Raw genomic sequence first — 22,314 nt, 5'->3', positions numbered from 1 at the left:
AAGCTTCCTCCTAAATTAAATTGAATTAAACAACCATGTCATTTTTCTTTTTGATTACTTTAACCAAATAATTACTAATGATAAAACCAATCAGCGAGAATACAATCATAATCGTAAATACAAATCTATACCCAGTGATTCCGGGATTGTGATCCAAAATACTTCCATACATCGTAAAAGCAAAAATGGAAGGAGCATACCCAACTAAACAAGCGACGGAAACAGCTGCACCGCTAATTTTTTCTGGAATCTTGATTTCATCCAATGGAGCAAAAAACACAGCACGCTGTGAAAATATGATCGCACCAAAGCCCAATGTTGCGGTCATGCCGAGATACACATTCATCGTTTCGTGTGGCAGCATCATAAATATCACCATCGCGATAGCTGCTAGTAAGAACGTAAAACGAAGGTATTTGGTAGCAGAACGGAACTTTTTATCAACCAAGAATCCTCCAACAGGTCCTCCCACCATCTTTAAACCATATTGATTGACAATTCCGTAAGCACCTACTAAAGCGACAGGCATACCATATATTTCTTTAAGGAATGGTATGAAGTACGTCAATCCGGCATATACGCTATAGACCGAAAAGATCGTGAATGAAACTACCCATAACTCCGGCAATTTAATGGCTTGCATGGCACCGTTTAATGCTACTTTATTTTTACTTAAGTCTTTTTCATCCTCATCAAGAACAATGGAATCATGTTCAACAAAGAAATAGGTGATAACCCCTACGATGATGACTGCCGCTGAAAAGAAAAGAATTGCTGCACGGAAGCCCGCTTCGCCAGAACCTAACCAAATAAATATTCCAAGTGCGGAAAAGGCAATGATCGTGTCAATTACTCCCCGCCCAGCTTCTAAAAATCCAAACATTCTACCTTGCTCATCTGAGTTACCTAATAACTTAACGGTTTTAATTAAAACCGGCCAGAAAATAACTTCCGCGAATAATGCCATTACTCCCCAAGAAGCTAAAATTCCGTAATAGGACGGAAAGGTTGATAAATATATACCAACGACCCCTGTACCTATTAACCCGATCGGCAATAAGATTTTCTTAGAAAAGCGTTGAGCGATATATATAGAAAATATGATCCCAATCGTTTGTACCAGAGCATATATGGATAATGCCAGACCAATTTGAGTATGAGAGAGATGAAAATGCTCTTGCATCGGAATATAGAAGGCATCCTTTAATGACGATAACTTAAATATCGTTCCTCCGCCTAATATTAGAATAAAAAGAGTAAACCATTTTTTCACCTGCGTCTTTGCTTTGGACATTAAAATTCCCCCTAATTTCTCTTGTTATGGTTTCTTGTTGCTTTACGAGAGTTTGTTACCGCTTTCATCCGGTTACTACATAATAATACTGCAATCATAAGATGTCAATACGATTTAGAAAATTCCGCATAAACATATTTCATTGGTATATAGGTGTTTTATTAGTATAAATGTAATAAATCAACCTAATTTATCCTATATTGTTTTATATTACTTTATGTTGTTTCATTAACGATTATGTGGCTTGTTTCACTGGTTATTTCCTATTTCCTATTTCCTATTTCATAACATTCTGCTGCATTTAATTGGATAGACTTCGAGAAGCATCTCATGGTTTCTATGAGAGTAGGAGGATGAATAGGAAGATTTAGACGCTACAGAAATAACCCTCTGCTTCTTATTTATGAAGTAGAAGGCTTATACGAGCTGAATTTGCGGGAACTATATAAAATGCATTCAATAATCTAGATTCTAATTATTAAACATAGCATTCCAGCTTGATTGTTGTTAATCTCAATCTGATCTTCTAGTAAAAACAGCTACATTTCTTCTTAATAATAGGCTTAAATACTTCCCTCTCATTATTCGGCATTTCCCAAGGCACAACAATTGGTGAATCGGATATTTGCCAATTCACCATCCTTCCCATGAACCCTAAATCTCATCTCTCCAAAAAATTCCACACAAAAAAAGCACCCTCCAAAAAGGGCGCTTCTTTCCTGCCAAAAACCGATTACTCCTTAATCAATTCCAATTCAACCGGAATATCTTTCTCTACATCTTCGCCATTCAAAGTGGAAATTGCTGCTTCCATCGCTTTCTTGCCGATTTCCTCCGGCTTCTGTGCGATCGTTGCCGCCAACTTACCGTCTTTTACTGACTTCACAGCGTCATCTGTTGCATCAAATCCAATGACCACAATATCTTTTCCTGCAGATTGAATCGCTTCTAACGCACCCAGCGCCATTTCGTCATTGTGAGCGAATACGCCTTCAATATCCGGGTTAGCCTGCAGAATATTTTCCATCACCGTTAAACCTTCCGCGCGGTTAAAGTTCGCTGTTTGTTTCGCAACCACTTCCACTTTTCCGTCCACTGCTTCATTAAAACCTTCGCCACGATCACGTGCTGCAGAAGAACCCGCGATACCTTCCAATTCAGCTACTTTTGCATTGTCGCCCAATAACTCCAGAAGATATTCTCCTGCCAATACACCGCCCGCTTTATTATCAGAAGCAATATGGGAGACTACCTCTCCGCCTTCCGCACTGCGGTCTACCGTAATTACAGGGATATTCGCATTGTTCGCTGATTCCACCGCAGAAACAACTGCTTCCGAATCTGTCGGGTTAATAATTAACAAATCTACACCTTGCTGAATTAAATCCTCTACATCACTCGCTTGTTTAGACGCATCATCCTGTGCATCCACCACAATCAAATCTGCTCCTGATTCCTTCGCCTGCTCTTTCGCTCCGTCACTCAATGTAACAAAGAACGGGTTATTCAACGTGGAAACGGAAAGACCGATCTTCAACTGCTTGTCTCCCTCTTTCCCTGCATCTCCTTTGTCATCTGACGAAGAACCGGACCCCGGCTGCTCCGTGGAACATGCAGCCAACACCAATACAACAACCATAAGTAACGCCCATTTCATCTTCTTCATACTCTTCCCATCTCCTTATGCTGTTTTTTTACGATCTAACAGAACTGCTATCAATATAACTGCACCCTTTACAACCTGTTGGAAGAAAGAGGAAACACCGATCAAATTCAATCCATTATTCAACACGCCGATGATCAATGCACCGACCAACGTCCCAACAATCCAACCCCTGCCGCCTGTTAAACTGGTTCCGCCCAATACAACTGCGGCAATGGCGTCAAGTTCAAACATATTCCCTGCAGTCGGCTGTGCCGAATTCAAGCGGGAAGTCAAAATCATAGAAGCAATCGCCGTCAAACCTCCTGCCAATGAATACACATAAATTTTAATGCGATCCACATTAATCCCGGACAAACGCGATGCTTCTTCATTACCGCCCACCGCATAAACACGGCGGCCAAATGTCGTTTTCTTCAAAATGAAATACAGCACAGCAAACGTAATCGACATCGTAATGACTGGTACGGGAATGCCGAAAAAGTATCCCTTCCCAAGCATCGTAAAAATAGCAGAATCACCAAGACCTGAAATCGGCCGGCCTTCCGTATAAACAAGCGTCAAACCACGGAAAATCGTCATCGTAGCAAGCGTCGCGATAAACGGAGCGACTTTTCCCTTAGCAATAATTAAACCGTTAATTGCGCCGAGCACCACTCCAAGCAATACACCAAGCAGCATCGCCAGCAGCGGATCCATACCGCCCGACATCATACCTGCTGTCACCGCGCCTGTTAACGCCAGAATAGAACCAACCGATAAATCAATACCGCCGGTCAAAATAACGAACGTCATTCCGAACGCAATCAATGCGTTGATTGACACCTGGCGAAGTACATTAAATAAGTTATTCAACGTCAAAAAGCTTGGACTCATAATCGAAATAATCACAATGATCAAAAGCAGCCCGATCACCGGACCTAGTTTCTGTAACGACCCTTTAATATTAGGCTTGGACAACTTTATCACCCCCTGTTGCAAAATGCATAATCCGTTCCTGTGTCATATCTTCTTTCGGCAAATCTGCCATCAGCTGACCTTCATGCATAACCAGCACACGATCGGCCATACCGATGACTTCCGGCAATTCCGATGAAATCATAACAATCGCCACGCCTCGTTCAGCCAACTCATTGATGATACTGTATATTTCCTTTTTCGCACCGACATCCACACCCCGCGTAGGCTCATCCAAGAATAAAATATCTGGCTCAATTCCCAGCCATTTCGCGATCACTACTTTTTGCTGGTTTCCGCCGCTCAGCGACTTCACTGATTGTTCAGGGCCTGATGTACGGACCCGCAGCCTTTTGGACATCGTGTCGTACAGCGCATTTTCTTTTCCTCTTTGGATGATGGCCGATTTGGAGATGCGGTCGAAATTGGTCAGACTCATATTGTCCCGTACCGAGAAATCCAAGATCAGCCCTTCCGACTTCCGATCCTCCGTCACATAGCCGATGCCCAGTTTCTTCGCTTTCAATGGATTCGAAATGACCACTGATTTCCCGTCAATAAAAACCTGACCCGCAGTCAACTTCTTATATCCGAAAATCGATTCAATCACTTCTGTTCTGCCGGCGCCCATCAACCCGGCAATGCCAAGGATTTCGCCCTTCCGTACCTCAAATGACACATTTTCAAAAAAGCCGTCGCGTGACAGTCCTTCCACCTTCATCTTCACTTCACCAATAACCTGTGCCCGCTTAGGAAAACGTTCGCCGAGCTCCCGTCCGACCATCATCTGCACAATTTCCTCAAACGTCGTTTCCTTAATTTTCTTCACACCGACATACTGCCCGTCACGCAAAATCGTAATCCGATCACACATCGCGAAAATTTCTTCCATCCGGTGAGAGATATATACAAATGAAACCCCTTCAGCCTGCAATGAACGCACCGTCGCAAACAACGTCTCAATTTCCCGATCCGTTAGAGCAGCAGTCGGCTCATCCATAATAATCACTTCCGCATTGGATGACACCGCCTTTGCAATCTCGATGATCTGTTGCTTCCCGACAGACAGCTCCCGGGTGACCGTGCGCCCATCTACATGTAATCCCAATTTGGATAAAATCTCTTCCGCCTGCCGGTTCATTTCCTTCGTCTTCAAAATGCCGCTTTTCCCAAACGTTCTTTCTTTACCCAAATAAAAATTTTCCGCCACCGTTAAGTCAGGCAAAATATTCAGCTCCTGGTGAATGACCGCAATTCCCGCCTCTTCCGCTTCCTTCGCGTTCTTAAATTCCACCTTTTCGCCCTTCACCCATATGTCACCCGAATCACGCGTATAAATTCCGGTCAATATTTTCATCAGCGTAGACTTGCCTGCACCATTCTCGCCCATAAGCGCATGGATTTCGCCTTTTTTCACATCAAACTGCACATCATCCAGCACTTTATTTCCATTAAAGCTCTTCGAAATTCCGCTCATCGTAATCAACTCTGCTCACCCACTTTCAGAATATGACGCCCGACTGCAAAATACAATTCGCGAAAGGTGTCGCTTCTCCTGTACGTATAATGGCCTTAGACTGCTTGGTTAATTCCTTCAACTGTTCGTGGGAAACGGTAACAATCGGTTTCCCTATCCCTTCGATTTCTTTATTGACCTCCGGATTATTTGCCTTCATTTCTTCCGCGACAACCAATTTTTCCGCCTCAAAATCTTCCAGCACTTCGAATAAAATCTCCAAAAAACCAGGCTTTCCAAGCGTATAGGACAGATCAATACACTTTACGCCTTCCGGAATCGGAAGGCCGCAATCCGCGATCGTCAATTGATCGGTATGACCCATTCCCGCAAGCACTGCTGCAATTTCACGATTAATCATGCCATGTTTCTTCATAACGCCGAACATCCTTCTTCCATCCGCTTTTTAACCTCTTCATTCGTCGGCATACCGCCTTGCGCTCCGAATTTCTCGACCGAAAGGGAAGCCGCCGCATTGCCATAACGAACTGCCTGTTCCAAGTCCATTCCCGTCGCAATGCCATGAGCAAGCGCGCCATTAAATGTATCGCCTGCTCCCGTCGTATCGACTGCCTCGGTCTTAAAACCGTCCACAATCACATGCCGCTCACCATCAAAATAACGGGCTCCTTCACTGCCCAGCGTGACAATCAGCCGATTCGGATATTGCTCAAGCGCCTGAATCATATCCACGCCAAAAATTTGTTCACATTCCGTTTCATTTGGCGTCAAATAGGTACAATACGGCATCATATCCATTGAAAAGCCCCCGGCAGGTGCCGGATTCAAGAGTACTGGCACATTGAATTCCCGACACTTCCCAAGTGCATACATCACAGTCGAAATCGGGATTTCCAGCTGAAACATAACGACTTTGCTTTCCTTCAACACATGTTCCATCGCATCGATGTGCGCAGGCGTCAGCAATGAATTCGCTCCTGGAACCACGATAATCCGGTTATCGCCTTCCGATAAAAGAATATTTGCGATTCCTGAAGCGCCGTCTACTACCCCAACACCTGTGCAATCGACACCGTTCTTACTCAAATTATCCACAATACTCGTTCCAAACATATCGTTTCCTACACAACCGACCATATGGACACTGCTTCCGAGCCTTGCCGCCGCCACCGCCTGATTGGCGCCTTTTCCTCCCGGCACCGTATCAAAAATATCGCCGAGAACTGTCTCGCCTTGCGTTGGAAAATTATCCGTTCCGATTACCAAATCCATATTGGCACTGCCGATCACCGTTATCATCATGCATCACTCCTTGTCGTTCCGCGAATAATCAATTCAGCAGGAATCTGAACCTCATGCTCCTCCAATTTCTGTCCTTCTATCAATTTAATGAGCATCCTGGACGCCAGCGCACCAATTTTATATAAATCTTGCGCAACCGTCGTCAAACTTGGCGTTAGCTGACTCGAAAGCATCGTTCCGTCATAGCCGACAATCTGCAACTGCTCCGGTACCGCAATACCCAGAGAATACGCGGCTTTCATCGCACCTGCCGCAGATATATCACTACTCGCAAAAATTCCGTCAAATGAATGCGTTTGAAGCATCTGTCGGGCCACCTCTTCTGAAGCATCGAATTGGAAAGGACATTCCACCACTTCTATATCTATATCCTGTCCATCCACTGCATCCATAAACCCCAGCAATCGATCATCTGCCGGACCTAACCCACTCGGCCCCTTCATACAAAGTATACGCCGGCAGCCATTTTCTAATAAATACTCCGTACCGATTCGGGCACCTTCCCTATTATCCGTCGCCACGACTGGAATCGAAGGATGAATCCGGCGGTCAATCGCCACGATCGGCACATTTACATTCATATAATGCGACACATCCGCATGGCTGGCTGCCACAATAAAACCAGAGACATACTTCTGCTGCAGCGTATTCAGGTAATGAATTTCCTTCTCAATCTTTTCATCTGAATTGCACAATACCACTGTATAATCATAGGCTAATGCCACATCTTCTATCGCGCGCGCCAATTCTGGAAAGAACGGATTCACGATATCAGGCACGATCAATCCGATAAACGTAGCCTGCTTCGTATTCAAAGAACGGGCAACCAGACTCGGCCGATAATCCAGCTCCTCAATCGCGGCCGAAATCACCCGCTTCGCCTCTTCGCTAATATAGCCTTTATTATTTAAATAACGTGAAACAGTCGCTACTGAAACCCCTGCCTTTTGAGCAACATCCCGTATATTCGCCAACCATTCCACCTTCAATCTGCTTCTTGTGTAACCGGTACCACATCACTTTGTGGTACCGGTTACACACAGTTTACCAGATGGGGAAATTTGATGTCAATAGGTGGGCCAGCAATTAGACAAATCACAACCTTTCCACCACGAACAGCCGGCACATCAGCCGATGAAAACATCAAAAAAGCCCCCAGGCTGTTATCCAGCTAGAAGGCACGTTTCCTATTGATTTTAATCCTAGGGTTTTCAAATTACCACCATACCCCTTGACGATATCAATTCTTTCAAAATTGTAGAAGCTGAGGATGCTTAATCATAATTAACTTCCTGCATATATTCTGGAGATCTAGTTATGGTTGCCACTCCGGCTCAATCGTTTACTTGTACGGACCTCCCAGTCTCAATAGAACGATAGCAGGCCTCGATCACTTTCATATTTTTAATAGTAGAGTCACCTGTAATGCGCGGCTCATAGTCTTTTAAAATGGCATCAGAAAAATGTTCTACTTCCATTTTATAAATATCGCCAAATGTTTTTTCAATGCGCTCGGTATTTCCTGTTGTAATGATAATCTCTCCTACTCCGCCATTCCTATCCGGGCGGAAAGCATAAGGGACGCTAATCGTACCTTGATTACCGATGATTTCATATTCATTTCTGGCGACCATATCAAAACTGCAGTCAAATAGTGCAGTAATGCCACTTTCCATCTTCAAAAATCCGACAGTGCTCAGATCGACTCCAGCCGCCATTTCGGCAGAAGCCGTCACTTCCACCGGCTCCTCATCCGTAATATGGCGAATCAACTGAACTGCATAACAGCCCACGTCATATAAGCTGCCTCCGCCTTTCGATTTATCCAACCGGATATTCTCTTGATTCTCCAAATGAAACGAATGACTGGATTTAATCAGCTTTACTTTGCCGATTTCCCCTGAAGCAATAATTTCTTTCACCCGATCATGCTGCGGATGCAGTTGATACATATAGCCTTCCATGAACTTCACCTGATGCTCTTTACAAGTTCGTACCATTGCAGCTGCATCATTGGCATTCAAGGCAGCCGGTTTTTCACATAATATATGTTTCCCTTTTTCTGCTGCTTTTTCTACCCACTCTTTATGTAAATGATTCGGCAGCGGGATATAGACAGCATCTACATTTGGGTCATCCAATAATTCTTCATAGCTTTCATAGGCTGCAGGTATAGAAAGTCGTTTTGCCGCCTCATGCACTTTCGCACTTCTGCTTGCGACTGCCACGACCTCCGCATTATCCGCCCGAAAAATAGCCGGAATAAACTGTGTCTGTCCAATATTTGCTGTACTCAGTATTCCCCAACGAATTTTCTCCATCTCATTTCCTCCTTATAATTTCTCAATGATATGCAGTGCAGGCATTTCTTAAATCAACCTCTACCCTACAATATCACTTATCACACATCCGGCCAATTTGTTCTCAATCTTACTGTTTCTAAACAGCCAGTTTATCAGTAAAGGCTCAGTGAGAAATTCTTCCGCCAGCACTTTGCCTTCTATAAAAAATATTAGAATATTCAGTGTAACCTATTCGAATGAAAATTCAAGTCATGATATAATATAAGTATTATCATAAGTTGCGGGGTGGGCTCTATGAGTGAACGGGCTTTAAGAAGAATTCCGTTAGAAAAGTTTATTGATTTGAAGGTGGATTATGCCTTCAAGCAACTGTTTGGCAGTGAGCAAAATAAAGAGATTACGGTAGTCTTTTTGAATGCAATTTTGCAGCGCAGCGGTCGGCATGCCATTAAAGAAATTGCTTTTGCCAGCCAAGAAGTTGGCGGAGAGTATCAAGATGATAAACAATCACGATTGGACATTTTAGTTAAAACACAAGAAGAGGAACTGATCAATGTAGAAATTCAATTGACCAATCAATATGATATGGTGAAGCGTACATTATTCTATTGGTCACGTATTTATAATTCCTCTTTACAAAAAGGCATGGGCTATAATACACTGTTGCCGGCAATAACAATTAATATTTGTAACTTTGACGTATTTAATCAGACAGACTCCTTTCACAACACTTTCCATCTGTACGAAAAAGATGAGAAATTCAGAATGGATGATGTCCTTGAAATACATTTTATTGAAATGACGAAGTTTATTAAACTGTGGCACCAAAAGACCTTAGATCCCTGGAATAATCTCCTCGCCAGATGGTTATTATTACTCGGTATGGTCGATGCCAGAAAAAAGAAAGTGTACAATGAGATCTATAAAGAACTGGAGGAACTTGCGATGCGAGATGAACAGTTACAAGAAGCTTTTACAGTGTGGCAAGATTTAAGTCAATCACCTGAAGAATTTTTGGCATATCAATCTCGTTTAAAATATATTCTGGATGAGGAAGCGAAATTTGATGATGTAAAGCATATGGCTGAAAAAAAGGGCCTTGAGGAAGGAAGGCAAAAAGGACTTGAACAGGGACTTGAACGGGGACTTGAACAAGGACTTGAACGGGGACTTGAACAAGGTAAACTTTTAGAAAAGGAAGAAACAGTTAAACGGCTATTCAAACTATCACTGACAGTTGAGCAAATTGCAGAAGCCACTTCATTGGATACACATGCGGTAGAACGGATTATTGGCGAGTTGAGCTAGAAAGTACGTTATTATCGGTTGAAGAGCTGAATAAAATAGCAGACATCCCCACGCTTACATAAGCGGGGGATGTCTGCTGGAAACAGGTAAAAGGAAAGTCTCAGAAAGGATCGCTCAGAAACTGCTTGTATGAAGGTCAACTTTTATAATAAAGTCTACTCCGTTTTATTAGAGCCATTTCGATTAATTATCGATTATATTTTAGGTATATGAGTCATAAGCAATCCACCGATTAAAGCGGAATCTTCCCCGTGTCTCGGAAGAATAATTAGCTCCTCGACTTTTTTTAGCTTGTCATAAAAATAATAACCACCTATCTTTTCACTCACTTTTTCATGGATTATCGGCAATAGGTTCTTTCGCTTCATCACACCGCCTCCTAAAATAATTAGAGTGGGTGCTAATGTGAAAATTAATTGGCAAACACCTTGCGCAATATAATCAGCTTCCATTTCCCATGCTGGATGGTCACTTGGAAGTTCGTTGCCTTTCTGATCCCATCTTTTATTAATAGCTGTACCTGAGGCTAGTCCTTCAAAACAATTCGCATGGTAGGGACAGACGCTTTCAAAATCTTCATCTTCTTCCAACCTCTGCAATGTAATATGTCCCATTTCGGGATGATGAGGTAAGTTCGGCAATGCACCATTAACTATTGTTCCGCCTCCGACTCCAGTTCCAATTGTTAAATAAAGAACCATTTCGTTTTTTTCCAAAATCATCGCTTCTCCCAAGCCGGAAACAGTCACATCAGTATGTAACGTAATAGGTATGCCAAGTTCCTCACGTAGTTTCTTTAAAAAAGGATAATTCATCCATGCCTTCTTAGGAGTTCCCAGTAGCATTCCGTAATTCTGGCTTTCCCTATCTACATTTACAGGACCAAAACAGCCAATTCCTATTGCACATACTTCATTTTCCTTAAAGAAACTCACTATATCTTTTACAGTTTTCTCTGGAGCTTCAGTAGGGTATTGAATCTTCTTTATTATAGTTCCATCTGATTTCCCAATAGCACAGTTACAGTTCGTGCCCCCAAGCTCTATTGATCCGTATAGCATAGCCACTCCTCCATTTCCTCTTTTGGTAGTTATAATAATTTTGAACTGTAAATATGCCACAAGCAGCCTCAACTATTCGGAAAGCCTACAATAAACTATTTCTAATAACCAACCAATCTAAATCAAATAAAAACCGCTCCATAAAAGAAGCGGCAGTTATTTTATCTTGTAAAGGCAGCTGCTACTCCACCATCCACAGTTACCATACAGCCAGTTGTTTTCAAAGACTTTGAAGAAGTAAAGAATGCGACTGCCTCTGCAATATCTCTGGGATAAATATTCACTTTAAGAACAGTGCGCTGCTTGTAATGATTTTCTAGTTCGTCCGGGTCAATATTATATGCTGCTGCACGTTCTTCCCGCCATTTCGAGCCCCAAATCGCAGATCCTTGCAACACCGCGTCAGGCAATACCGAGTTCACACGAATACCGTAATCTCCGCCTTCCGCAGCAATACATCTGGCCAAGTGCATTTCCAATGCCTTTACGGAACTGTAAGCAGAAGCATTTTTTCCTGCATAGATCGAATTTTTAGATCCAATAAACACCATGCTTCCACCAACATTCTGAGCCTTCATGATCTTGAATGCTTCTCTGGAAACAAGGAAATACCCTGTTCCTAAAACTTCCATATTTAAATTCCATTCGCTGAGCGTAGTATCCTCAAAAGAGCCGGAAGTAGCAAGACCGGCATTATTCACGAGAACATCTACACCGCCATATGTCATGATCACTTCCTTATATGCCTTGAGAATTTCTTCCTCAACCGTTACATTCATCTTAACAGCAATAGCTCTTCCTTCACCATATTGCTCATTTATTTCCTTTGCTACTTTTTCTGCACCTTCCATATTCAAGTCCGCAATGACTACATGACCACCCTGTGAAGCAAACAAACGGCATGTTTCACTTCCAATTCCTCCTGCTCCGCCTGTAACAAAACATACTTTCCTGGAGAAATCACCTTCTTTTGGTGCTAATGACAACTTATATAATTCTAACGGCCAATATTCAATCTTAAATGATTCCTCAGCATCCAGTGATATGAATCCGCCGATTGCATCGGAACCTTTCATGACCGAAATCGCTCTGTGATAAAGTTGCTTGCTGACATCAGCATTCTTCACGTCTTTGCCTGTCGTGATCATACCGATACCGGAAATCAGTATAACTCTCGGCGCTGGGTTAAACATATGATCTCCAGCTTCCGCATATTTTTTAAAGTACTCTTTATAATCCTCAATATACTCAGAAATCCCTGCTTCCAATTTCTTTTCGAGCTCATTTTGCTCTTCACTTTCTGGATCAAACTCAATATACAGCGGTGTTCGTTTCGTGTGAACCAAATGGTCCGGGCAAGCTGCTCCAACTTGCGAAAGTGTTTTTGCTTTCTCACTATTCACAAATTCTAAAACATCATCTTCTGTATCTACTTGAAGAATCATTCCTTCTTCTTTAGATACTAAACCTCTAATCGTCGGCAATATGGCAGAAAGGAGCTCACTTCTTACTTCAGCTGGAAGAGATTGATATTTACGACCGCCAAACGCTTCCGTTTTCTCAAGCTTGCTATCAATATAAGATTTCGCTTCATTGATAATATCAACGGTTTTATTATAACTCTCTTCTGCCGTCTCTCCCCAAACAACCAAACCATGCTTTTCCATCAGCACTAATTCAGCATTAGGGTTTTTCTCTACCCCTTCTGCAATCATTTTTGAAAGTAAGAAGCCCGGGCGGATATATGGCACCCATACATAACGGTCCCCGAAAATCTCGTCTGCAATCTCACGGCCGTTTGGTGCACAGCAAATACTGATAATGGAATCAGGATGAGTATGATCTACATGCTTGTACGGCAGGAATGCATGCAGTAATGTTTCAATAGAAGCTCTCGGATTTGCAGGATTCACCATGCAATGCTCCAAATAGGCAACCATGTCTTCGTCACTCATATCATCACGTTCCATGAGCGGGCGAACATCATTTAGTTTGAGTGCGGTGAAATGTTTTTCTTCCATATGATAAAGGTCGGACCCGCTGCCCTTCACCCACATCACTTCAATCTCTTCGCCTTTAAAGTCTTTTTCAATTGTTTTAACAGACGTATTTCCACCGCCCCAATTACAAATTCTTCGATCTGAACCGATCAGATTCGAGCGATATCGTAATTCTGCCAATGAAGAATTTTGGTCTTTTGTTTTATCTGGATTCCATTTGTTCTGTATCAATTAATTTCCTCCTTTGAACTCACTTTTTAGATCTGTTAATCCACTCATCACGGATGAACCTTTTGCAAAATATTCGCTGAGCTCTTTATAGTAACGGAATAATTCATCATAGACGGCTTTATGTTTTTCATTAGGATAATAAATCTTCTGTTCTTTTGAACTCATCTTGCTGATCGCCTCAGTTACTCCGCCGTAGCCGCCCTGCTTTGCCCCTGCAGATGCAGCCGCCAATATGGCAGCCCCTAATGCCGAAGCATTTTGGCACATATCGACAATAATTTCTTTTTGCAGAATGTCTGCATAGAGCTGCATGAGGAATGGATTTTTCTGCGGAATACCACCCGACATAATTAAACGCTCCACTTTTACCTGATTCTCTTCAAACAATTCTACAATCACTCTCGTTCCAAATGCGGTAGATTCCAAGTAGGCTCTGTAAACTTCAGCAGGAGTAGTGGACAGCTTTATTCCTACAATAGCTCCTGAGAGCGACATATTTACATATGGAGTCCTGCTCCCATTAATCCAATCCAATGCAACTAGTCCTGACTGACCCGGATTTAATTTTGCCGCTTCACCCGATAGATAATCATGAATGGAAACTTCATTTTGTTCTGCCGCTTCACGGACATATTGCGGTGCTTGTTCATCCACATACCAGGCAAATAAATCTCCAACTGCCGCCTGTCCCGCTTCATATGCAAAGAAGCCGGGAATGATTCCATCTTCTACTACACCGCTGATCCCGGTGACTTTTCTCTCGTGTTTATCTAATAATAGATGGCAGGTTGAAGTCCCCATCACCACAACCATCTCTCCAGGGCCTTTAACACCGAGCCCCGGAAGAGCAGCATGGGCATCAATGACTCCGACACTTACCGCGATACCTTCATTTAATCCTAGCAACTGCGCCATTTCTGTTTGAAGCGAACCGGCTTTACTTCCTACCGACAATACTTCACCTTGTAATTTACTTTCATAAATCCCATCCAATGAAGGATGCACATTTTTCAACCATTTATTTGGCAGATATCCTTCTTTTTTATGCCAGCACCCTTTATACCCGGCAGCACAGCTATTGCGTACAAGTTCTCCTGTCAACTGAGCGACAATCCAATCAGATGCTTCTAGAAACAGTTGCGTTTTTTCAAAAACTTCTGGAGCATCTTCTGTGATCTCTGAAATTTTCGGCAGCATCCATTCTGCAGAAATCTTGCCTCCATAGCGCTTGATCCACTCTTCACCTTGAGCCAAGTCATTCATCCTTGTCGCAAAACGCTCAGCATCATGGTGTTTCCAAAGCTTTACGTATGCATGCGGATTGTCTTTGAATTCTTCAACCTCACATAAAGGCTGAAAGTTTTCTCCAACAGGAAGAATCGTAGAAGCGGTAAAATCAATGCCCATCCCGATAATTTGCTTCTTTTCTATATCGGTTTCCTCTAAAATCGAATGAATTCCTTCTTTTAAAGCTTCTACATAATCGCCCGGTACCTGTAATGCTGTTCGTTTCCCCTGCAAAACATCCCCGTTCGGAAGTTTTTCTGTAAGCACGCCATGTTTGTAAGGTACATCTGCTGTGCCAATGATGCGGCCATCCCTTACATCAACAGCTATCGTCCTGCAGGAAGTGGATCCGAAATCCGCACCGAGCGTATATACATTTTCCATACAAGCAATCCCTTTCTTACTTATATAAAGGTCCGAAGTTTTCGCATGCTCTGTAATCTGCTGCTTCTTTAGTTTCCGTACCGAACATATTCCATGCGCTCGGCCGGAAAATCCGTTCACTTTCCACATTATGCATATTAACAGGGATTCTCAAGATAGAAGCCATCGTAATCAGTTCATCGCCGATATGACCATATGACATTGCACAATGGTTTGCACCCCAATTATTCATTACGGAATATACATCTGTAAAAGCGCCTTCTCCCGTCAGATTGGGAACGAACCATGTAGTAGGCCAAGTAGGATCGGTTCTAGAATCCAAAGTGTCGTGCATTTCATCTTCCAGCTCCACTGTATATCCTTCCGCAATCTGTAAAACAGGTCCCAGACCGCTTACGATGTTCAAACGTGCAATTGTAACAGGCATTTCACCTTTCGTTGTGAAATCTGAAGAATATCCGCCGCCTCTGAAATATTCAGTGGAAGCCGGTCTCCAAAGTGTATGATCCAGACAACTCTTCACTTCTTCGTCTGTAATCTCCCAGAACGGCTTCATGACAGGCTGACCTTCACGAGTTTGTCTGCCCGTTCCGTCCAACGCAGCCGGACCTGAATTAATTAAATGAATAAATCCATTTTTCGCTTTGCCGGTCAATTCTTTATTCGTTACTCTTTTAACAGCTTCTGGACTCCAATACGTACGGACATCTGCGAATAACTGTGCAGTATTTGTCAATAAATGTCCCATAGCCATCGTCACACCATTCAAGCTATCATTTTCTGTTGCCAATAAGTAGGGAGCTCTCTTTCCATTCCAATCGAATGAAGAATTCAGTATAGCTTCCATGAAATCTCCATTTGGAAGATAATCTGTCCACTGCCGCTGGCCTTGGAAGCCCGCGATCAATGCGTTATGACCCATTGATTCCTCAATATATCCTTTGTCTGCCAGTTTTTCATTTCCTACCATTAAATCTCTTGCTATCAAAGTCATCTTTACAGAAGTTTTCCAATCTTCTTCTAACTGTTCTGCAGTTCGCTTATTTTCATCTGCATTTAAGTCTGCTCCTTCATGAAGATTTTCTTTCACCCACTTCAGTGCGCGTTCATATTCTTCCACATCGTATATCTCTAAATCAAATCGGCGGACAAACTCTGTCATGTCGATATATTCATTGCGCATGCCAAGATATTTCTGGAAAAAATCCTCTTGAACCATACTACCTGCGATTCCCATGCATACAGACCCCATAGATAGATAAGACTTTCCTTTCAACATCGCTGCTGCCAATCCAGCTTTTGCGAAACGCAGTAATTTCTCTTGAACATCTGCCGGAATCTCTTCATCTCCAGCATCTTGTACATCCTGTCCATAAATGCCGAAAGTCGGTAGACCTTTTTGATTATAGGCCGCTAAAACTGCAGCTAAGTAAACCGCTCCCGGACGTTCCGTACCATTAAATCCCCATACCGCTTTAGGCATTGTAGGATGCATATCCATCGTCTCTGAACCATAACACCAGCATGGAGTTACAGTAATTGACACACCTACTCCTTCACGTTCAAACTTTGCCGCTGCTGCAGCCGACTCTGCCACTCCGCCGATACATGTATCAGCGATAACACACTCCACTGGATTGCCATTGTAGTATTTTAAGTTTTCACTCAGTAACTTCGCTACAGCTTTCGCCATATCCATTGTTGTGTCTTCCAGTGATTCTCGAACGCCATTTCTCCGTCCATCTATTGTCGGCCGGATACCTATTTTCGGTAAATCACCAATATAACGATCTTTTTTTGTCATTTCGTCTCCTCATTTCTTTTCTAATATTTCATTGAAGCGACTCATTGCGGATGACCAGTATTCCTTGTTCTTTGGTTCGTATTCTGTTTGTGTCACAGAACGCGAGATTACTTCCCGTCCTTCCTGGAGAGATGCAATCTTACCGAGGGCACGGAGTTGTGATAAACCATTCCCCAAAGAACTTGATTCGACGGGCCCCGTTATTAGTAGTTTTCCTGTTGCATCTGAAATAAATTGACATAAATCTGTATTCTTGATTCCCCCGCCTGCAGCATAGATTGCACTGGCTGAGTATCCAACTATTTTTTCAAGCCCCTGAATCGTATGTGCATAGCTCAGCGCCATACTTTCCCAGACGCATCGGAGCGTTTCACCTATAGTTTCCGGCTTACGCTGGTCTGTCTGCAGACAAAACTGTTCGATTGCCTGGATCATTGAAGATGGATTGAAGAATACGTCTGCATTCGGATCAATATAAACTTTTGAAAATCCGCTGTTTTTGACCAGTTGATTCTCTGCTTCAAAATCAAGTTCATGACCTTTTTCCTTCCACTCTCTGCGAAGCTCCTGCATGATCCAGAAACCCATACTATTATTTTGAAAACGATATGTACCCTCACTTGTACCTTCGTTAGTGAAGCCTTTCTCAAATGCTTCTGACGTCACAATGGGATGCTCTGTTTCTGTTCCGATAATTGTCCATGTACCTATACTCATGAAAAAAGAATCTTTGATTAACATGGGGAGAGCTGATAGTGCACACGCCGTATCGTGACCTGGTGTTAGAACGACTTTCAGCGGTGCAATTCCCTCTTTCTGTAGACATTTATTTGAAACAGGTCCTATGACTTGGTGCGGCAACCGGACTTCCGTTAAGGGAAGTGTTCGATCCAGCAGTCGGTCCAGTAGCTCTGTATTCCACTCTTGTTTTCCTAGTTGAAGCATTTGAGTGGTCGAGCAGATTGTAAACTCATTAATCGGAATACCTGTTAATTGATATTGTAAGAGTGTGGGCATCATTAATAGGTGTGCTGCATTTTCAAAAGATTCTTTTTCAACAATTGCCTTCACCTGAAATAACGTATTAATAGAAGAAACTTCATTACCCGTCAGTTTAAACAGATTAAATTTATCGTCTTTTTCTAAAACTTCTTCCATATACGGGAATGTATGGTCATCCCTATATGAATAAGGCTCAAAAAGTAAATTACCCGATTGGTCTATTACGCCAAAGTCTACTCCCCATGTGTCAAAACCAACACTTACAGCAGCATTTTCCGAGGAAGACTGAGCCTTTCTGATTGCCGTATAAATTTGATCCATCAAATAGGCAAAGTCCCAATGAAAATTTTCATTTCTCACGATTGGTTTATTGTCAAAACGGTGAATAATCTCACTTGTGATTCGTTTTCCATCATAATAATGGCGAACTAATCTTCCATTTGACGCACCAATGTCAAATGATAGAACCTGCGTCATATTACTCCCTCTTTTCTTGCAACAGTTTAGAACGGTATGTCTCTGCAGAAAGATTTCGTAATTCATCACATTCTTGATCTGTTAAAGTACGGGGTGTTCCAATTGTCGAGCTGATATAATATACTCTTGCAGCTTCTTCTATTAATTGCATGAAGAAGAACGTTTCTTTCATCGTTCTTCCAACCGTCAATACTCCGTGATTACGCATAACAATGGCATCAGTATCCTCAATAATTTCCGCTACTGCGTCTGCAAGCACATGAGTAGTAGGTATAATATAATCCAAATATTTTATTCTTTTCACCATTGCCGGGAAGTCAGGAAACATTGGTAAAATATCTTTTCCCGCTGATGAGACGCCTACTGAATACGTAGGATGAGCGTGTAAAACTGCCTGAATTTCATCATTTTTTCTAAAACACTCCAAATGCATAAGCACCTCTGATGACGGCTTCAGGCTTCCCAGAACTTCCCCAGTCCCAATATGTACCTTCACCCAATTTTCATCTTGAATTTCCTTCAAATCGAAACCGCTTGGTGAAATAAACATGTATTCCCCATCACGCATACTCAAGTTTCCTCCAGCACCTACTACTAAACCTGAGTCTACTAAACTTTTTGCATATTTGTTAAGATCTTTTAAGACTTCAACTGACACAATCTCACTCCTATCCTTATTTATTCAACTTGTGAAAGACTTGTTCTAACAGGTCTGCTTGAACGAGCATATCTTCTCTGCTATACGGTAATTCGCTGCGCTCACGTATAGCTTTTTGAAAAACTTTCACTTGTTCTACATACGATTTGCCTTTGATCGTTACTTTCTCATGAGTCTCTGCTGTTTTAATATCCAGTTCACCTACGTCAGCGTTAAGATCTGGTCGAAATGCATGAGGCATTTTTATAGAACCAAGCGTTCCCAGGATTTCAATTTCATTATTCATCGGCGAGTGAAAGCTGCAATCACCTACCGCAATTTCACCTGATGCATAATACATTTGCATCGAGACGTGTGTATCCACTTCTATGTTATTGGATACGGAGCTCATTGCCTGTATAGATTGTGGTTCTTTATTCAGGAGATAGGATGCCGCATTGATGCAGTAACAACCTAAGTCATTAAGTGACCCGCCACCAAGTTGACTGCTTGCCCGAATATTAGAATCCCAATCCTCGAGCTTAAAATGGAATTTAGAGTGTATCGTAACGACATCACCTATGACACCTGATTGCAAAAGCTCTTTACATTTCCACATTTGAGGATGAAACCTGTACATCATCGCTTCCATTACGTATACCTCATGTTGATCTGCTAATTGAAAAATTTCTTCTAACTCTTCTTTCTTCAATACAATTGGCTTTTCACATAAAACATGTTTTCCAGCAGTAATTGCTTGTTTGATCAAGTCGCTATGTGTGGAATTCGGTGTTGCTATGTATACTGCATCCACTGAATCCATGTCGAACAACTTACCATAATCAGCTACAACAACAGGGATATCAAACTTTTCCTGTATCGTATTTGCACTGCCACTTCTACTTGCAATGGCGGTGACCGTCCCATCTCCGCTTTCCAGAATGGCCGGTATCATTTGTTTCTCAGCTATACTTGCCGCTCCAACAATTCCCCAGTTCACTTGTTTCATGATAACCACTGCTTTCGTTGTTTTTTTAGAAAAGAAACTGGGGATCACCCTAATCCCAGTTTCTTCAACATATTATTCGTACACAGCCGCCTTAATTTCTTCATCGTCAATATTGTCTTTGTCATACCAGTAAAAACCAGTATCGATTACTTTTTCAGGCTTTTTTCCATCAAGTGCTTCGACTGCAGCTTTCACAGTTTCATAACCGATTCCTACCGGATTTTGTGTAACTGCACCAATCATGACACCGTCTCTAATCGCATCCAATTGTTGTTTTCCTGAGTCGAAACCAACGATCGAAATTTTACCTTTTTTATTTAACTCGTTTACTGCATTTACTACTCCAATAGCTGAACCTTCATTTGAGCCGAAGATCCCCTTTAGGTCAGGATGTGCTTGCATCACAGCTTTTGCTGCGTCAGTAGACTTCAAGTGGTCTCCAGCTCCATATTGAATATCCACGATTTCAATGTTCGGATACTCCGTTTCAATTTGTTCTTTGAATCCATCTCTGCGGTCTGTTCCCGTCACGGATGTCTGATCATGTACGATCAACGCAATTTTCCCTTCTTCGCCAATAGCTTCAGCCATTTTATCAGCTGCCAATGCTGCAGCCGCTCTGTTATCTGTAGATGCTGTCGCTAAAGGAATATCACTATCCACGCCTGAATCGAATGCGATAATAGGTATATCCTTACCATCAGCCTCACTTAACAACGGTGAAGCCGCTTTAGAATCCAGCGCAGCAAAACCAATCGCGTCTGGCTTTTTATCCAATGCAGCTTGAAGCATTTCAATTTGTTTATCTACTTGTGATTCACTTTCTGGTCCTTCAAATGTAATGCTGACATCAAATTCTTCAGCTGCTTCTTCGGCACCTTTCTTTACCGCTTGCCAAAACTGGTGCTGAAAACCTTTGGATACAACAGCCACATAAGGCTTTCCTTCTTCAATTTCACCCGCTCCATCCGATCCCGCTCCATCATCTGAACATGCAGCAAAGAACAATGATGTTGCTAAAACCCCACTTAGTAGACCCATTTTCTTCTTCATAATATTTCCTCCCCTTTTTCCATTTCACTTTATAATCAGTCTGATTTCAGACATCCTACCATCCATTAGTCTTTCTTACGTATCGTATCAGCATAGACTGCTAAAATAATGACCAAACCGACTACTACTGTCTGCCATTCTTGTGGAATGGACATAATCCGAAGACCATTCGTCAAGACACTCATAATAAGTGCCCCTATCACTGTTCCTACTATCGTCCCTTTTCCGCCGCTTAAGGAGGTTCCGCCGATGACAACTGCAGCGATGGCCTCCAATTCATAACCTTGGCCAAGTGCCGGTTGGGCTGAATTCAAACGCGCAGCCATCAGGACACCCGCTACCCCTGTAAATGCGCCAGCAAGTGTATAAATGGACATTTTCCAAAAATTCACATTGACGCCAGATAGTTTAGTCGCTTCTTCGTTACTCCCAATCGCGAAATTGTATCTCCCTAATATTGTTTTGCTTAAAATTACTCCGCCTATAATCGCCATTATGAAGAAGATCAGGATCGCATTTGGCACCTCGATACCTGGAGTGATTGATCCCAATGAAATCTTCGTAAAACTTGGATGATCATTGAAGTAAATTGGAGCAGCACTCGATATGACCAGTGCCAGCCCTTTCGCGATCATCATCATAGCAAGCGTTGCAATGAATGGCGGAATATTCAATTTGGCAATGGCAAAGCCGCTTAAAAGTCCGCACAGCGCACCTGTTAAAATACCTCCAATAATTCCTACCCAAATCGGCATGCCTCCATCTACTACAATTACTCCAATCATTACGGATGACAAGGTCATGACCGTACCAACAGATAAATCAATACCGCCTGTTATGATGACAAATGTTGCACCTAGCGCCAAAATACCAATGACTGCAGTGGAAAGCAATATTCCGATAATGTTGCTGTATTGAAGGAAGCTTCCCGATGCAATGGAGAAGAAAATAACTAATGCGATCAGACTAGTAAAAGCTAAAATTTGCTGTATAGCTCCAGATGGAATTCTAGAATTACCTGATTTCTTTTTCTCTTCGTTTACAACTGTATCCATACTCAAACGA

General features: G+C 42.4%; 18 protein-coding genes. 1 reads left to right on the top strand and 17 read right to left on the bottom strand.

Features of this window, described 5'->3' with window-relative positions; translation table 11 throughout:
- Positions 1-25 precede the first annotated feature (25 nt).
- From NCCP2331_RS10410 to NCCP2331_RS10375, 8 genes are all read right to left on the bottom strand, one after another.
- Positions 26-1,294: an MFS transporter gene (locus tag NCCP2331_RS10410; RefSeq protein ID WP_251670531.1), complete on the bottom strand. Its 1,269-nt coding sequence runs from the start codon at positions 1,292-1,294 to the stop codon at positions 26-28.
- 733 nt (positions 1,295-2,027) lie between these two features.
- Positions 2,028-2,960 carry a ribose ABC transporter substrate-binding protein RbsB gene (gene rbsB / locus NCCP2331_RS10405; protein ID WP_251670530.1) on the bottom strand — a complete coding sequence of 311 codons (933 nt, stop codon included), beginning with the start codon at positions 2,958-2,960 and terminating at the stop codon, positions 2,028-2,030.
- Between the two features lie 15 nt (positions 2,961-2,975).
- On the bottom strand, positions 2,976-3,917 hold the full coding sequence (gene rbsC / locus NCCP2331_RS10400; RefSeq protein ID WP_251670528.1) for a ribose ABC transporter permease: 942 nt from the start codon (positions 3,915-3,917) through the stop codon (positions 2,976-2,978).
- Positions 3,904-5,391 (bottom strand): sugar ABC transporter ATP-binding protein, encoded by a 1,488-nt coding sequence (locus tag NCCP2331_RS10395; protein WP_251670526.1) that lies wholly within the window; start codon positions 5,389-5,391, stop codon positions 3,904-3,906. The genes rbsC and NCCP2331_RS10395 overlap by 14 nt, the downstream gene beginning before the upstream one ends.
- 25 nt (positions 5,392-5,416) lie before the next feature.
- Entirely contained in the window at positions 5,417-5,806 is a 390-nt protein-coding gene (rbsD, locus tag NCCP2331_RS10390; RefSeq protein ID WP_251670524.1) for a D-ribose pyranase, read from the bottom strand.
- Positions 5,803-6,690 (bottom strand): ribokinase, encoded by an 888-nt coding sequence (gene rbsK, locus NCCP2331_RS10385; protein WP_251670556.1) that lies wholly within the window; start codon positions 6,688-6,690, stop codon positions 5,803-5,805. The genes rbsD and rbsK overlap by 4 nt, the downstream gene beginning before the upstream one ends.
- Complete coding sequence (locus NCCP2331_RS10380) at positions 6,690-7,676, bottom strand: LacI family DNA-binding transcriptional regulator (RefSeq protein ID WP_264879249.1); 987 nt, start codon at positions 7,674-7,676, stop codon at positions 6,690-6,692. Before NCCP2331_RS10380 ends, rbsK begins: the two co-directional genes overlap by 1 nt.
- Before the next feature lie 351 nt (positions 7,677-8,027).
- Entirely contained in the window at positions 8,028-9,014 is a 987-nt protein-coding gene (locus NCCP2331_RS10375) for a Gfo/Idh/MocA family protein (RefSeq protein ID WP_251670520.1), read from the bottom strand.
- A 276-nt stretch (positions 9,015-9,290) separates the two neighbouring features.
- On the opposite strand from NCCP2331_RS10375, the gene NCCP2331_RS10370 reads away from it, so the two are divergent.
- Positions 9,291-10,304 (top strand): Rpn family recombination-promoting nuclease/putative transposase, encoded by a 1,014-nt coding sequence (locus NCCP2331_RS10370; protein ID WP_251670518.1) that lies wholly within the window; start codon positions 9,291-9,293, stop codon positions 10,302-10,304.
- A 194-nt stretch (positions 10,305-10,498) separates the two neighbouring features.
- On the opposite strand, the gene NCCP2331_RS10365 is transcribed toward NCCP2331_RS10370, so the two are convergent.
- The 9 genes from NCCP2331_RS10365 to NCCP2331_RS10325 all read right to left on the bottom strand — a co-directional run bounded on the left by NCCP2331_RS10365 (position 10,499) and on the right by NCCP2331_RS10325 (position 22,304).
- Positions 10,499-11,425, bottom strand: a complete 927-nt coding sequence (locus tag NCCP2331_RS10365; RefSeq protein WP_251670516.1) for an ROK family protein — start codon at positions 11,423-11,425, stop codon at positions 10,499-10,501.
- Positions 11,426-11,526: 101 nt separating this feature from the next.
- The gene (locus tag NCCP2331_RS10360) at positions 11,527-13,596 is read right to left on the bottom strand and encodes a bifunctional aldolase/short-chain dehydrogenase (RefSeq protein ID WP_251670514.1); all 2,070 of its coding nucleotides are present in this window, start codon (positions 13,594-13,596) and stop codon (positions 11,527-11,529) included.
- The gene (locus tag NCCP2331_RS10355) at positions 13,597-15,267 is read right to left on the bottom strand and encodes a ribulokinase (protein ID WP_251670512.1); all 1,671 of its coding nucleotides are present in this window, start codon (positions 15,265-15,267) and stop codon (positions 13,597-13,599) included.
- Between the two features lie 16 nt (positions 15,268-15,283).
- A complete protein-coding gene (locus NCCP2331_RS10350; RefSeq protein ID WP_251670510.1) occupies positions 15,284-17,071 on the bottom strand; it encodes an L-fucose isomerase in 1,788 nt (595 codons plus the stop codon).
- Between the two features lie 9 nt (positions 17,072-17,080).
- The gene (locus tag NCCP2331_RS10345; RefSeq protein ID WP_251670509.1) at positions 17,081-18,550 is read right to left on the bottom strand and encodes a rhamnulokinase; all 1,470 of its coding nucleotides are present in this window, start codon (positions 18,548-18,550) and stop codon (positions 17,081-17,083) included.
- A 1-nt stretch (position 18,551) separates the two neighbouring features.
- Positions 18,552-19,208 carry a class II aldolase/adducin family protein gene (locus NCCP2331_RS10340; RefSeq protein WP_251670506.1) on the bottom strand — a complete coding sequence of 219 codons (657 nt, stop codon included), beginning with the start codon at positions 19,206-19,208 and terminating at the stop codon, positions 18,552-18,554.
- Positions 19,209-19,224: 16 nt separating this feature from the next.
- Entirely contained in the window at positions 19,225-20,196 is a 972-nt protein-coding gene (locus NCCP2331_RS10335) for a Gfo/Idh/MocA family protein (protein WP_251670504.1), read from the bottom strand.
- Between the two features lie 72 nt (positions 20,197-20,268).
- The gene (locus NCCP2331_RS10330) at positions 20,269-21,249 is read right to left on the bottom strand and encodes an ABC transporter substrate-binding protein (RefSeq protein ID WP_251670502.1); all 981 of its coding nucleotides are present in this window, start codon (positions 21,247-21,249) and stop codon (positions 20,269-20,271) included.
- Between the two features lie 65 nt (positions 21,250-21,314).
- On the bottom strand, positions 21,315-22,304 hold the full coding sequence (locus tag NCCP2331_RS10325; protein WP_251670555.1) for an ABC transporter permease: 990 nt from the start codon (positions 22,302-22,304) through the stop codon (positions 21,315-21,317).
- Between the last annotated feature and the right edge of the window lie 10 nt (positions 22,305-22,314).

The sequence above is a fragment of the Sporosarcina sp. NCCP-2331 genome, assembly GCF_023707945.1.
Classification (GTDB): domain Bacteria; phylum Bacillota; class Bacilli; order Bacillales_A; family Planococcaceae; genus Sporosarcina; species Sporosarcina cascadiensis.
Note: the sequence above shows the minus strand (reverse complement) of the source record. Positions and strands in the feature narration are given on the sequence as shown.